The organism is Ottowia pentelensis (genome assembly GCF_964341695.1).
In genome coordinates this window covers 569,970-583,785 of record NZ_OZ224513.1, presented here as the reverse complement: position 1 = coordinate 583,785, position 13,816 = coordinate 569,970, and the positions used below count along the sequence as shown (strand labels likewise).

At 70.8% G+C, this 13,816-nt stretch carries 13 protein-coding genes; 1 reads left to right on the top strand and 12 read right to left on the bottom strand.

Features of this window, described 5'->3' with window-relative positions:
• Nucleotides 1-116 precede the first annotated feature (116 nt).
• Complete coding sequence (locus ACWHMB_RS02815; RefSeq protein WP_377481708.1) at nt 117-1,190, top strand: AraC family transcriptional regulator; 1,074 nt, start codon at nt 117-119, stop codon at nt 1,188-1,190.
• On the opposite strand, the gene thiE is transcribed toward ACWHMB_RS02815, so the two are convergent.
• The 12 genes from thiE to murD form a co-directional block, all read right to left on the bottom strand.
• The gene (gene thiE / locus ACWHMB_RS02810; protein WP_377481711.1) at nt 1,157-1,846 is read right to left on the bottom strand and encodes a thiamine phosphate synthase; all 690 of its coding nucleotides are present in this window, start codon (nt 1,844-1,846) and stop codon (nt 1,157-1,159) included. The two genes, ACWHMB_RS02815 and thiE, sit on opposite strands and share 34 nt — an antisense overlap.
• Before the next feature lie 20 nt (nt 1,847-1,866).
• Nucleotides 1,867-2,721, bottom strand: coding sequence for a hydroxyethylthiazole kinase (gene thiM, locus ACWHMB_RS02805; protein ID WP_377481714.1), 855 nt, complete (start codon nt 2,719-2,721; stop codon nt 1,867-1,869).
• Between the two features lie 24 nt (nt 2,722-2,745).
• Nucleotides 2,746-2,931 (bottom strand): hypothetical protein, encoded by a 186-nt coding sequence (locus ACWHMB_RS02800; protein WP_377481718.1) that lies wholly within the window; start codon nt 2,929-2,931, stop codon nt 2,746-2,748.
• 31 nt (nt 2,932-2,962) lie between these two features.
• Nucleotides 2,963-3,886, bottom strand: coding sequence for a UDP-3-O-acyl-N-acetylglucosamine deacetylase (lpxC, locus tag ACWHMB_RS02795; RefSeq protein ID WP_377481721.1), 924 nt, complete (start codon nt 3,884-3,886; stop codon nt 2,963-2,965).
• Between the two features lie 131 nt (nt 3,887-4,017).
• Nucleotides 4,018-5,253, bottom strand: coding sequence for a cell division protein FtsZ (gene ftsZ / locus ACWHMB_RS02790; RefSeq protein WP_377481723.1), 1,236 nt, complete (start codon nt 5,251-5,253; stop codon nt 4,018-4,020).
• A gap of 172 nt (nt 5,254-5,425) precedes the next feature.
• Nucleotides 5,426-6,655 carry a cell division protein FtsA gene (ftsA, locus tag ACWHMB_RS02785; protein WP_377481726.1) on the bottom strand — a complete coding sequence of 410 codons (1,230 nt, stop codon included), beginning with the start codon at nt 6,653-6,655 and terminating at the stop codon, nt 5,426-5,428.
• A gap of 33 nt (nt 6,656-6,688) precedes the next feature.
• Nucleotides 6,689-7,477 (bottom strand): cell division protein FtsQ/DivIB, encoded by a 789-nt coding sequence (locus ACWHMB_RS02780; RefSeq protein ID WP_377481729.1) that lies wholly within the window; start codon nt 7,475-7,477, stop codon nt 6,689-6,691.
• Nucleotides 7,474-8,451, bottom strand: coding sequence for a D-alanine--D-alanine ligase (locus ACWHMB_RS02775; RefSeq protein WP_377481732.1), 978 nt, complete (start codon nt 8,449-8,451; stop codon nt 7,474-7,476). The genes ACWHMB_RS02780 and ACWHMB_RS02775 overlap by 4 nt, the downstream gene beginning before the upstream one ends.
• On the bottom strand, nt 8,451-9,875 hold the full coding sequence (murC, locus tag ACWHMB_RS02770) for a UDP-N-acetylmuramate--L-alanine ligase (RefSeq protein WP_377481735.1): 1,425 nt from the start codon (nt 9,873-9,875) through the stop codon (nt 8,451-8,453). Before murC ends, ACWHMB_RS02775 begins: the two co-directional genes overlap by 1 nt.
• Nucleotides 9,872-11,026: an undecaprenyldiphospho-muramoylpentapeptide beta-N-acetylglucosaminyltransferase gene (murG, locus tag ACWHMB_RS02765; protein ID WP_377481738.1), complete on the bottom strand. Its 1,155-nt coding sequence runs from the start codon at nt 11,024-11,026 to the stop codon at nt 9,872-9,874. Before murG ends, murC begins: the two co-directional genes overlap by 4 nt.
• Entirely contained in the window at nt 11,023-12,291 is a 1,269-nt protein-coding gene (ftsW, locus tag ACWHMB_RS02760; protein WP_377481740.1) for a putative lipid II flippase FtsW, read from the bottom strand. The genes murG and ftsW overlap by 4 nt, the downstream gene beginning before the upstream one ends.
• Nucleotides 12,288-13,814, bottom strand: a complete 1,527-nt coding sequence (murD, locus tag ACWHMB_RS02755) for a UDP-N-acetylmuramoyl-L-alanine--D-glutamate ligase (protein WP_377481743.1) — start codon at nt 13,812-13,814, stop codon at nt 12,288-12,290. Before murD ends, ftsW begins: the two co-directional genes overlap by 4 nt.
• Between the last annotated feature and the right edge of the window lie 2 nt (nt 13,815-13,816).

Sequence of the window (13,816 nt, the reverse complement as noted above, 5' to 3'; positions counted from 1 at the left end):
CCGCCGGCGTCGGCAGGCGCGGCTCATCACACGCGCAAGTTCCGCCTGTCGGCGCAGCTTACGCCGCCAAGGCCGTGAGTGAAATGACAAAATGGTTGCAAATCCAGCCATCGTTCATGATCTCACCCGATCCAACCGGGGCCGCGCCCGGCGCAGCGGCGCACACCGGCACGCCGATGGCGTTCGTCCGCGCCATCGTACAAGCCTACGCGCAGCGCGGCCTGGATGCCGATGCCGCCCTGGCCAAGGCACAAATCACGACACCCACCGGGGCGGCAGAGGCGGGGTACGTCAGCGCCCTGCAGTTCGAGCGCCTGTGCTTTGCGGCCATGCAGGAACTGGACGACGAGGCGCCCGGCTGGTTTCACCGCCGCCTGCCCTGGGGCAGCTACGGCATGCTGACGCGCGCCTCGCAGGGAGCCCCCACGCTGGGCGTGGCGCTGGCGCGCTGGTGCCGCCACCATGGCCTGTTGACGTCGGACGTTCAATTGCGACTGGCGGTGGCGGGCGAGCGCGCCAGCGTGCAACTGAGCGACCAACTGCCCGCCACGGCACCGCGCGAGTTCGCCCTGCTCTCGCTGCTGCGCAACGTGGACGGCCTGGCCTGCTGGTGGATCGACTCGCGCATCCCCCTGCAGTCGGCCGAATTTCCCTTTGCCGCGCCGCCGCATGCCGAGGTCTATGCCCGGCTGTTTCCGGGCCCGGTGGTGTTCGACGCGCCCGCCGCCGCCCTGCGCTTCGACGCCCGCTACCTCGACTTGCCCTTGCGCCGCGACAACGCCGCGCTCGACCAGATGCTGCACCGCGCCCTGCCGCTGATGGTGCGGCCCTACCGGCGCGACCGCCTGCTGGCGCTGCGGGTGCGCCAACTGCTGCAGGCCGATCTGGCGCACACGGCGCAATCGCTGGCGGCCGCGCTGGCCTTGTCACCGCGCAGCCTGCACCGGCAGCTGGCGGCCGAGGGCATGGCCTTGCAAGCCCTCAAGGACGAGCAGCGCCAGGCGCGCGCGGTCGAACTGCTGCAGCGCAGCCAGCGGCCCGTCAAGCAGATCGCGCGCGAGGTGGGTTTTGGCAGCGACAAGAGCTTCGCCCGCGCCTTTCGCCTATGGACGGGGCAAACCCCCGAGGCCTGCCGCCACGGCGGCCGCGCCGACGCTCAGTTGGGCGCGCGACCCGCGAACGCGGCGTAGAGCGCACTGGCCGCCACTTGCGGATCGGCCGCGCTGCAAATTGCCGACACCACGCACACCCCGACCACGCCGCTGCCGCGCAGCAGGGTCGCGCGCGCCACGTCGATGCCGCCGATGGCGACACAGGGCAGGCCGGCCTGCGCGGCCAGGGCGCGCACGCCGTCCAGGCCCAGGCCCGCGCCGGCGTCCGGCTTGGTGGCGGTGTCGAAGGCCGGCGAAAGCCCGATCAGATCGACGCAGCCATTGGCCCGCGCGGCAGCGCATTGCGCCACGGTGGCGGCCGACAGCCCAAGCAACGGCCGCGGACCCAGGATGCGCCGCACCTCGGCCACCGGCACATCGCCCTGACCGACGTGGATGTGCACGTCCCGGCCTTCGTCCAGCAATTGCCGCGCCACGGCCACCCGGTCGTTGACGACCACCGGCACGCGTCGCGCGGTGGCACGCGTGACGGCCTGCACGGCATCCAGCACTTGACGCGTCAGCTGCGCGAAGGCAGCGTCGTCCAGATCCTTGTCGCGCACCTGCACGATGCCCGCGCCCCCGGCCACCGCCGCCGCCACCGTCTGCGCCACCGTGCGGCCGGCGCGCGCGCACAGGTCGGTGTCGGTGACGAAATACAGGCGGGGATCGACCCCGCTCCAGCGCGCGTCCATGGCGGGGTACGGCTTTCTGCTCAGAGCGCCCGCGTTCCGACCTGCACGTCGGCCCGTGCGAGATCGGCCGATGGCAGCGCATGCAGCGCGTCGACAAACGCCACCTGAAAACTGCCGGGCCCGAGCGCCCGTGCGCCGGCTTCCGCCCCGGCCAGCGCGAAGTGCGCGTGCGCCGCCACCGTGGCCGCCCAGTCGCCCGCCAGCCGCTCGCCGCCCAAGGCGCGGCCCGCCGCCAGGTAGGCGACGACCAGCGCGCCCAGCGCGCAGCCCATGCCGACCACCTTGGGCATCAGGGCGTGGCCGCCGCCGATGCGGGCGATGCGCGCTTGCGCGCCCTCCACGGCCACCACCGCATCGCGCGCCCCCGACACGGCCACCACGCCACCCGTGGTCTGCGCCAGCCGGATGGCCGCCGGCAGCACGGCGTCGACCTCGTCGGTCGAGTCCACGCCACGGCCGCCGGCGCCAGCGCCCGCCAGCGCGGCGATCTCCGACGCGTTGCCGCGCACCACGGTGGGCCGCGCCGCCGCCGCCTGGCGAATCTTGATGGTGCGAAAGGCCACGACACCCACGCTCACCGGGTCCAGCACCCAGGGCTTGCCCGTCTCGCTGGCCACGCTGATCGCGGCATCCGCCGCCAGCAGCTGGTGGTTGCTGGCCGTGCCCAGGTTGATCAGGATGCCGTCGGCCACGCCGGCAAACTGCGCGGCGTCGGCCTCGTGGTCGATCATGGCCGGCGCGGCGCCCGCGGCCAGCAGCACGTTGGCACTGAACTGCTGCACCACGGTGTTGGTGATGGCCTGCACCAGCGGCGCCGAAGCCTGCAGGCGGGCGTGCAGGGCCGGCAGATCGGGCGTGAAAGCGGTCGTGCTCATGTCAAAAGATGGGAAAGGCGCCGGTCAAGCGCGCGGCCACAGTTGCTGCACGAACAGCACGGCAAAAAAGCCGAAGGCCGCCAGCAAGGTCCACTTCAGGATCAGCCAGCCGCGCCGGCGATGCCGCTGCTGGCCGGTGTGAGCGAACATCCCGTAGCTGACGGCGGCTGCCAGCAAAGCCAGCAGGATCAAAAGGCGAAACAGCGTCACGGCAGTTCAGGCTGGCCGATGCGCCCGCGCCCTACCAGGCCCGCGCCAGCTCGGCAAAGCCCGCCGGCGCCTGGCGCGCGTGCTCGAAGCTGACCAGCTCCCAGGCATCGGCCTGCGCCAGCAGGGCGCGCAGCAACTGGTTGTTGAGCGCGTGGCCGGAGCGAAAGGCGCTGTAGGCGGCCAGCATGGGGTGACCGATGCAATACAGGTCGCCGATGGCGTCCAGGATCTTGTGCTTGGCGAATTCCTCCGCGTAGCGCAGGCCATCGGCGTTGAGCACCTTGGTGTCGTCCATCACGATGGCGTTGTCCAGGCCGCCGCCCAGCGCCAGGCCGTTGGCGCGCATGGTTTCGACGTCGCGCGAGAAGGCGAAGGTGCGCGCGCGCGCGATGTCGCGGCTGTAACGGCCCGAGCCCATATCGAACTCGACGCGCTGCCCGGTGGCGTCCACCGCCGGGTGATGAAACTCGATCTCGAAACTGAGCGTGAAGCCGTGATGCGGCGTGAGAAGCGCCCACTTGAGCTGCTCGCCCTCGCCTTCGCTCACCTCCACGGGCTTGAGCACCCGCAGAAACTTCTTGGGCGCCTTCTGCGGCTCGATGCCGGCGCTTTGCAGCAGGTAGACGAAAGAGGAGGCCGAGCCGTCGAGAATGGGTACCTCCTCGGCGGTGATGTCGATGTACAGGTTGTCCAGCCCCAGGCCGGCGCAGGCCGACATCAGGTGCTCGATGGTGCGCACCTTGACGTCGCCACGCGAGATGGTGGAGGCCAGGCGCGTGTCGGTGACCGACTGCGCGTTGACGGGGATGTCGACCGGCTGCGGCAGGTCGATGCGGCGAAACACGATGCCGGTGTCCGGCGGCGCCGGGCGCAGCGTGAGCTCGACCCGCTCGCCGCTGTGCAGGCCGACGCCCACCGCGCGGGTCAGCGTCTTGAGGGTGCGTTGCGCAAGCATAACCGTGGATTTTAATTTTTTTGGCGCACGTCATGCTGCACGTCATGCTGCCTGGCCGCCAAAGCGAAACGCCCCCGAGCGGGGCGTTTCGCCCGCCCGGGGCGCTCGGACGGGCAGGGGCCGATGGCCGATCAATCCGCCTGTTTGCGCAGGAAGGCCGGGATCTCCACGTCGTCCATGCCACCCGAGGACAGCGCATCGACGCGCGCGGCGGCGTGGCTGCGATCCATGGTGCGCGGCGAGGTCCACACGCGCGGCACGATGGCCGGGTCGTAGCCCGCCTGGCCGCCGGCCATGCGCGTGCCGGCCGGCGCGGTGGCCATGCCGCCCATCGTGAAGGGCACGTTGTCGGTGCCGGTGCGCAGGCCGCCCTGCACCACGGTGATCGGCTGGCGCCGACCGGCGCCCTGGCGCGACAGCCCCGTGGCAACCACGGTGACGCGCAGCTCGTCGCCCAGCGCGTCGTCGTAGGCGGCGCCGTAGACCACGTGGGCCTGGTCGGAGGCGTAGGCGCGGATGGTCTCCATCGCGGCCTTGGACTCGCTCAGCTTGAAGCTGCCCTTGGCGGCCGTGATCAGCACCAGCACGCCCTTGGCGCCCGACAGGTCGATGCCCTCCAGCAGCGGGCAGGCCACGGCCTGCTCGGCGGCGATGCGCGCGCGGTCCGGGCCGCTGGCCGTGGCCGTGCCCATCATGGCCTTGCCGGGCTCGCTCATCACGGTGCGCACGTCCTCGAAGTCGACGTTGATGTGACCGTAGTCGTTGATGATCTCGGCAATGCCGCCGACGGCGTTCTTGAGCACGTCGTTGGCCTGGGCAAAGGCCTCGTCCTGCGTGATGTCGTCACCCAGCACTTCGAGCAATTTCTCGTTCAGCACCACGATCAGCGAATCGACGTTGGCCTCCAGCTCGGCCAGGCCGGTCTCGGCGTTGGTCATGCGCCGGCCTCCCTCCCAGTCGAAGGGCTTGGTGACCACGCCCACGGTCAGGATGCCCATGTCCTTGGCGACGCGCGCGATCACCGGCGCCGCGCCGGTGCCGGTGCCGCCGCCCATGCCGGCGGTGATGAACAGCATGTGCGCGCCGCGGATGGCCTGGCGGATTTCGTCCGCCGCCGCCTCGGCCGCCTCGCGCCCCTTGTCGGGCTTGCTGCCCGCGCCCAGGCCGGTGGAGCCCAGCTGGATGACCGACTGCGCCAGCACGCGCGACAGCGCCTGAGCATCGGTGTTGGCGCAGATGAACTCCACGCCCTGCACATGGCGCTCGATCATGTGGTCGACGGCGTTGCCGCCGCCGCCGCCGACGCCGATGACCTTGATCTGGGTGCCCGAGTTGAAGCTCTCGGTTTCAATCATCTCGATGCTCATGGTGTACTCCTTAACGTGCCTGCAGTTGCCTTGAATGAACGACTTTTTTGAAATGAACTGACGAATTGCCTAGCAAACCTTCGCGGCGCCGCCCCTCACGAGGGCGGCCCCGTACTCGGCCAGGGCGGGGGAATGGGCGGCACCAGGGCGCCGTGCTTGGGGCGGTGCATGCTCAGAAGTTCCCCACGATGAATTCCTTGATGCGACCGAAGGCCGACTTCACGGAACCGGCCTTTTGCGCCACCTTGAAGCCGCGCAGGCGCGCCAGCCGCGCCTCTTCGAGCAGGCCCATGACGGTGGCCGAGCGCGGCTGGGCCACCATGTCGGACAGCGCGCGCGAATACTTGGGCGCGCCACGGCGCACCGGCTTCAGGAAGATGTCCTCGCCCAGCTCGACCATGCCGGGCATCACCGAACTGCCGCCGGTGATCACCACGCCGGAGGACAGCACTTCCTCGAAGCCCGAGTCGCGGATCACCTGCTGCACGAGCTGGAAAATCTCTTCCACGCGCGGCTCGATCACGCCGGCCAGCGCCTGCTTGGACAGCAGGCGCGGCGTGCGGTCGCCCAGGCCCGGCACCTCGACCTGGGTGTCGGCCTCGGCCAGCAGCTGCTTGGCGCAGCCGTGGGCCACCTTGATGTCCTCGGCGTCCATGGTGGGCGTGCGCAGCGCCATGGCGATGTCGCTGGTGATCAGGTCGCCGGCGATCGGCACCACCGCGGTGTGGCGGATGGAGCCGCCGGTGAAGATGGCCACGTCGGTGGTGCCGGCGCCGATGTCCACGCACACCACGCCCAGCTCACGCTCGTCGTCGGTCAGCACGGCGTGGCTGGAGGCCAGCGGGTTGAGCAGCAGCTGGTCGACTTCCAGGCCGCAGCGGCGCACGCACTTGACGATGTTCTCGGCCGCGCTTTGCGCGCCGGTGACGATGTGCACCTTGGCCTCCAGGCGCATGCCGCTCATGCCCACGGGCTCGCGCACGTCCTGGCCGTCGATGATGAATTCCTGCGGCTCGACCAGCAGCAGGCGCTGGTCGCTGGAGATGTTGATGGTCTTGGCGGCGTCGACCACGTGCATCACGTCCGAGGGCGAGACCTCCTTGCTGCGCACCGCCACCATGCCGCTGGAATTGAAGCCGCGGATGTGGCTGCCCGTGATGCCGGTGTAGACGCGGCCGATCTTGCAGTCGGCCATCAGCTCGGCTTCTTTCAGGGCCTGCTGGATGCTGGCCACCGTGGCGTCGATGTTGACCACCACGCCGCGCTTGAGCCCATGGCTGGGCGCGCTGCCCAGGCCCGCCAGGCGCAGGTCGCCGCCGGGCAGCACCTCGGCCACCACCACCATGATCTTGGCGGTGCCGATGTCCAGCCCGACGATCAAATCCTTGAACTCTTTTGCCATTGTTCTACCTGTCGTTGCCCGTGTGCCGACGCCTCAGCGTTTCGCGCGCCGGTCTGCCGCCTGCACCGTGGTGACGCCGCGCAAGCGCAGCGCGTACCCTCCCACGTGGCGCAGGTCGGCCGTCTCGATGTCCGCCACCGTGCGTTGGTGGCGCGCCGCCACCTCGGCGGCGGTGCTGGCGAACTGGCTCAGCCGCTCCGCCAGCACCGGCTCGGCGCCCTGGCCCAGCTCGATCGCCGCGCCGCTGGCCAGGTTGGCGTGCCAGTGGCCGCGCGGCTCCAGCTCCAGGCTGTCGATCGTGGTGTCCAGCGGCGCCAGCAGCGGCTCGAGCGCGCGGTACATGGCCAGCACCGCCGGCGCCTGGCCCTCGGGGCCCAGCAGCGTCGGCAGCTCCGAGTCGGCGCCATCGAAGTCGGACACCTCGAACACCTTGCCCTGCCCGTCGACCAGGTGCGTGTCGCCCTCGCCCCATTGCGCCACCGGCACGTATTCGTGCAACTGCACCGCCAGGCGGTTGGGAAACTCGCGCCGCACGGTGGCCTTGCGCACCCAGGGCACCTGCTGAAACGCCGCCTGGACCGCGCCCAGATCGAGCGTGAAGAAGTTGCCCGCCAGGCGCGGCTCCACGCTGGCGCGCAGGCCGGCGCGGCTGATGTGCTGGGTGTCGCCGGTCACGGTGATCTGGCCGATGGTGAACATGGGGTTGCGCAACACCCACCACAGGCCCGCGGCCACCCCGGCCAGCAGCAGCGCCGACACCAGCACCGCGGTGGTGAAGTTCATCAGCCGCACGTCGAAGGGCAGCGCCAGGGACGAACTCATTGGTCCCCTCCCGTCGCGTAGTCCAGCCCGGCATCGGCCAGCACCTGCAGGCACAGATCTTCATAGCTGATGCCCGCCGCCTTGGCCGCCATCGGCACCAGCGAATGGCCGGTCATGCCGGGCGAGGTGTTGAGCTCCAGCAGCCAGGGCCGGCGCGTGGCGGCGTCGATCATCACGTCCAGCCGGCCCCAGCCGCGGCAGCCCAGCAGGCGGTAGGCCTTGAGCACCAGCGCCTGGATGGCGGCCTCCTCGCCGGGTGGCAGGTCGCAGGGCACGCGGTATTCGGTGACGTCGGTGAAGTACTTGTTCTGGTAGTCGTAGTTGCCCTCGGGCGCCACGATGTGGATCACCGGCAGCGCGCGCGCGCCTTCGCCCGTGCCCAGGATGGAGCAGGTCACCTCGTCGCCGGCGATGAACTGCTCGCACAGGATGTCGGCGTCCAGCCGGGCGGCGGTGGCCACGGCCGCGTCCATCTGCTCGGCGCGCGTCACCTTGGTCAGCCCGATCGACGAGCCCTCGCGCGAGGGCTTGACGATCAGCGGCAGGCCCAGCTCGGCCACCACGGCCTGCAGGCGCGCGGCGTCGTGCGGGCCGCGGTGCAGCAGCACGTGGCGCGGCGTGGGCAGGCCCTCGGCCAGCCACGCGCGCTTGGTCATGATCTTGTCGATGGCCAGGCTGGAGGCCAGCACGCCGGCGCCGGTGTAGGGAATGCCCAGCAGCTCCAGCGCGCCCTGCACCGTGCCGTCTTCGCCGTAGCGCCCGTGCAGCGCGATGAAGCAGCGCGCAAAGCCCTGGCGCTTCAACTCGTCCAGTGGCTGCTCGGCCGGATCGAAGGCGTGGGCGTCGACGCCGCGCGCGCGCAGCGCCGTCAGCACACCCCGGCCGGACATCAGCGAAATCTCGCGTTCCGCCGAGCGTCCACCCATCAGCACGGCCACTTTTCCAAGTTGAAGGTCGGGTTGCTGCATGGTCATCACGATGCGCCCGAATTATGCTCAGGTTTTTGTAGCAAATCAACGACTTTCGCCGAAATGCCGCCAATCGATCCCGCGCCCATGCACATCACCACGTCGCCGCCGCGCACCTGCGCGATCAGCTGCGCGGGCAAGTCCGCCACGTCCGCCACGAAAACCGGTTCCACCTGGCTGGCCACGCGCAGCGCGCGCGCCAGCGCGCGGCCGTCGGCCGCCACGATGGGCTCCTCGCCGGCGGCGTAGACCTCGGTCAGCAGCACGGCGTCGGCACGGCCGATCACCTTGACGAAATCGTCGAAGCAGTCGCGCGTGCGGGTGTAGCGATGCGGCTGGAAGGCCAGCACCAGGCGGCGGCCCGGAAACGCGCCGCGCGCGGCGGCCAGCGTGGCCGCCATCTCGGCCGGGTGGTGGCCGTAGTCGTCGATCAGGGCAAAGCGCCCGCCGTCGCTGGCCGGCAGCTCGCCATAGCGCTGAAAGCGCCGGCCCACGCCCTTGAACTCGGCCAGCGCCTTTAGCACCACCGCGTCGTCGATGTTCAGCTCCACCGCCACCGCGATGGCCGACAGCGCGTTGAGCACGTTGTGCTCGCCCGCCAGGTTCAGCACCACCGGCAGGTCGGGCAGCCGCACGCCGTTGCGCCGCTGCACCGTGAAATGCATTTGCCCGGCCATCGCGCGCACGTCCACCGCACGCACCTGGGCGTCCTCGCCGAAGCCGTAGGTCGTCACCGGCGTGGTGAGCTGGCCGAGGATCTCGCGCACCGCCGGGCTTTCCAGGCACAGGATGGCGGTGCCGTAGAAGGGCAGGCGGCCGAGAAAATCGACGAAGGCCTTTTCCAGCCGGCCGAAGTCGTGGCCATAGGTCTCCATGTGGTCGGCGTCGATGTTGGTGACCACCGCCAGCACGGGCGAGAGGTTGAGGAACGAGGCGTCCGACTCGTCGGCCTCGACCACGATGTAGTCGCCCGCGCCCAGCCGCGCGTTGGTGCCGGCGCTGTTCAGCCGCCCGCCGATGACGAAGGTCGGGTCCAGCCCGGCCTCGGCCAGCACGCTGGCGACCAGGCTGGTGGTGGTCGTCTTGCCGTGGGTGCCGGCAATGGCGATGCCCTGCTTGAGGCGCATCAGCTCGGCCAGCATGATGGCGCGCGGCACCACCGGGATGTGGCGCGCGCGCGCGGCCAGCACCTCGGGGTTGTCGGCCTTGACCGCGGTGGAGGTCACCACCGCGTCGGCGCCGGCCACGTGCTCGGCCGCGTGGCCGACGAAGGTCCGGATGCCCAGGCCGGCTAGGCGGCGCAGCATCGCGCCATCGGCCAGGTCGGAGCCGGAAACGACATAGCCCAGGTTGTGCAGCACCTCGGCAATGCCGCTCATGCCCGAGCCGCCGATGCCGACGAAGTGGATGTGGCGGATGGCGTGCTTCATGCGGCCAGTTCCTCGCACGCGGCCACGATCTCACGCGTGGCCGTCAGTTTTTGCATGGTTTTGGCCTTCAGCGCCCGCTGCAACAGCGTGGGACGCTCCATTTTTTGTAGTATTTCCATCAGTCTCTCGGCCGTCAGGTCGGCCTGCTGAACCAGCCAGCCCGCGTCCTGATCGACCAGAAAGCGCGCGTTGCTCGTCTGGTGGTCGTCCACCGCGTGCGGAAAGGGCACGAACAGCGCGGCGGCGCCCACGGCTGCGATCTCGCTCACGGTGGTGGCGCCGGCGCGGCAAATCACCAGGTCGGCGTCGGCATAGGCCTGGGCCATGTCGTCGATGAAGGGGCGCAGCTCGGCCTCGACGCCCGCCGCGTGGTAGTTGGCGCGCAGTGCGTCGATCTGCTTGGCGCCGCTTTGATGCAGCACCGTCGGCCGGCTGGCGGCCGGCAGGCGCGCCAGCGCCTGCGGCACCACGCTGTTGAGCGCCTGCGCGCCCAGGCTGCCGCCCACCACCAGCAGGCGCAGCGGCCCGCTGCGGCCGGCAAAGCGCGTGGCCGGGTCGGGCACCCGCGTGAACTCGGCGCGCAGCGGGTTGCCCACCCACTGCACGCGCCGCGCCTTGGCCAGCACGCCCGGAAAGGCCGTGAACACGCGGTCGGCGATGCTGGCCAGCAGCTTGTTGGCCAGGCCCGCCACCGAGTTCTGCTCGTGCAGCACCAGCGGCTTGTTCAGCGCCACGCCCATCAGCGCGCCGGGGAAGGTGATGTAGCCGCCCAGGCCCACCAGCACGTCGGGACGCACGCGGCGCAGCACCTGGATGCTTTGCCAGAACGCCCGCAGCAGGCGCAGCGGCAGCAGGGCCAGCGTCAGCGGCCCCTTGCCGCGCACGCCGCCGAAGGCGATGGGCTCGAAGGCGAAACCGCGCGGCGGCACCAGTTGCTGCTCCATGCTGCCCGGCGCGCCCAGCCAGTGCACGCGCCAGCCACCTTCGCGCAGGGCCTCGGCCACGGCCAGGCCCGGGAAGATGTGCCCCCCCGTGCCGCCAGCCATGACAAGAACGCAGAAATGGCCCCCACGCTCCCCCGCTACGCTTGGGTAGCTGCCCCCCGAGGGGGCCCTCGCGCCTTCGGGCGGCCGTGCGGCGCTCATCGTCATGCGCGGCCTCCGCGCATCAGCTGGCGATTCTCAGCATCCACCCGCATCACGATGGCGATCGCCACCAGATTGGCCATGATGGCCGAGCCGCCGTAGCTCATGAAGGGCAGCGTCAGGCCCTTGGTGGGCAGCGCGCCCAGGTTGACGCCGATGTTGATAAAGGCCTGGAAACCCAGCCACAGGCCCACGCCCTGCGCCACCAAGCCCGAGAACACGCGGTCCAGCGCGATCGCCTGCCGCCCGATGCCCATGATGCGGCGCGTGAGCCAGAAGAACAGGAAGATCACGCAGGTCAGGCCCACCAGGCCGAACTCCTCGCCGATGACCGACAGCAGGAAGTCGGTGTGCGCCTCCGGCAGCCAGTGCAACTTCTCGATGCTGCCGCCCAGGCCCACGCCGAAGACCTCGCCACGGCCGATGGCGATCAGCGCGTGCGACAGCTGGTAGCCCTTGCCCAGCGCATGGTCCTCGCTGAACGGGTCGAGGTAGGCGAAGATGCGCGCGCGCCGCCACGGCGAGGTCCAGATCATGGCGGCGAAGGCCGCCACCAGGATGGTCGCGATGACGAAGAACATGCGCGCGTTGACGCCGCCGAGGAACAGGATGCCCATGGCGATCACCGCGATCACCATGAAGGCGCCCATGTCGGGCTGCGCCAGCAGCAGCGAACCCACCACCGCTACCGCGATGGCCATCGGCAGCACGGCGCGGAAAAAGCGCTCCTTGACCTCCATCTTGCGCACCATGTAGTCGGAGGCGTAGAGCAGGATGGCGATCTTGGCCAGCTCCGAGGGCTGGAAGTTGATCGGCCCGAAGCCGATCCAGCGGCGCGCGCCGTTGACCACGCTGCCGACGTGCGGGATGAGCACCGCGATCAGCAGCGCCAGCGAGACCAGGAACAGCGGCCGCGCCATCTTCTCCCACCAGTCCATGCGCACCTGGAAGGCCACCAGCGCCGCCAGCAGCGACAGCGCGATCCACATCGCATGCCGTCCCACGAAGTGATAAGGCGAGTAGCGGGCGAAGCGCGGGTTGTCGGGCAGCGCGATGCTGGCCGAATACACCATCACGATGCCGAAGGCCAGCAGCGCCACGCAGACCCAGATCAGCGCCTGGTCGAAACCGAGCACGCGCGAGGGCGTGCTGGTGGTGCGCGCGAACTCGCTGCCGCTGATGCGCACCGGCAGCTCGCCCTCGCGCGCGGCGTCGGCGAGGCGCCGCTTGCCGCCGGCCAGGCTGGTCAGCTTTCCAACGACTGCGCTCATGACATCGCCTCCAGCTCGACGCCGGCGTCGCGCGCCAGCGCCGTCACGGCGGCGCGAAACACCTCGGCGCGCTGGGCGTAGTCGCGGAACATGTCGAAGCTGGCGCAGGCCGGCGACAGCAGCACCGCATCGCCCGGCTGCGCCTGCGCCCGCGCCTGGGCCACGGCGTCTTCCAGCGTCGCGGCGGGCGCCAGCGGCACGCCGCTTTCCTGCAGCGCCTGGCCGATGGCCGGGCCGTCGCGTCCGATCAGGATCACCGCGCGGGCAAAGCGCGCCACCGGATCGGCCAGCGGACTGAAGTCCTGCCCCTTGCCGTCGCCACCCAAAATCACGACCACGCGGCGCTCGGCGCCCAGGCCCTGCAGCGCGGCCGCGGTGGCGCCCACGTTGGTGCCCTTGCTGTCGTCGAAATATTCCACGCCGTCCAGCACGCCGATCGACTCGACGCGGTGCGGCTCGCCGCGGTACTCGCGCAGGCCATACAGCATGGGGCCCAGCGCGCAGCCGCAGCCGACGGCCAGCGCCAGCGCGGCCAGCGCATTGACCGCGTTGTGCCGGCCGCGAATGCGCAGCGCGCCCTCGGGCATCAGGCGCTGCAGGTGCAGCTCGGGCTCGGCGTCCTTGCGGCGACGCTGGGTCTCGTCGGCCTCCAGCGCGCGCACCAGCCAGGCCATGCCGCCGACCAACTCGATGCCGAAGTCGCCCGGCGCCGTCGGCATGCCGGCGCCAAAGCTGATCACGTTGCGGGCCGGCGGGCGCGGGCCCTTCGCCGCCTTGGCAGCGGGCGCCGGCCGCATGGCGGCCACCCGCGGATCGTCGCGGTTGAGCACCATGGTGGCCGCGGCGCCGAACACCTTGGCCTTGGCCGCGGCATAGGCCGCCATGTCGCCATGCCAGTCCAAATGGTCTTGCGTGATGTTGAGCACCACCGCGGCCGTCGGCTCGAAGGCGTGCGCGGCGTCCAGCTGAAAGCTCGACAGCTCCAGCACCCAGACCTCGGGCAGGGCCTGGGCGTCCAGGCCCTGCGCCAGCGTGTCGAGCAGGCTGGGGCCGATGTTGCCGGCCACCGCCACGCTTTTGCCGGCGCGCTGCACCAGCTGCCCGGTGAGCGCGGTCACCGTGGTCTTGCCGTTGGTGCCGGTCACCGCCAGCACCGCCGGCGCGTAGTGCTGCTCGGTGCGCAGCTGGGCCAGCGCCTGGCTGAACAGGTCGAGCTCGCCGCCCACGGGCAGCGCGCGCTCCTGCGCCGCCGCCATCAGGTCCGCCAGGCCGGCCGGCGCCAGGCCCGGACTGCGGTAGATCGCGCGCAGCGAGGCGTCGTCCAGCAGCGCCGCCGTCAGCGGCCCGGCGACGAAGCGGGCCTCGGGCACCGACTCGCGCAGCAGGGCCAGTTGCGGCGGCTGCTCGCGCGTGTCGGCCACCGTCACCCGCGCGCCCTGGCGGGCGCACCAGCGCGCCATCGCCAGGCCGGACTGGCCCAGGCCCAGGATGAGCACGTGCAGATCGGTGAACAGGCCGGTCATCG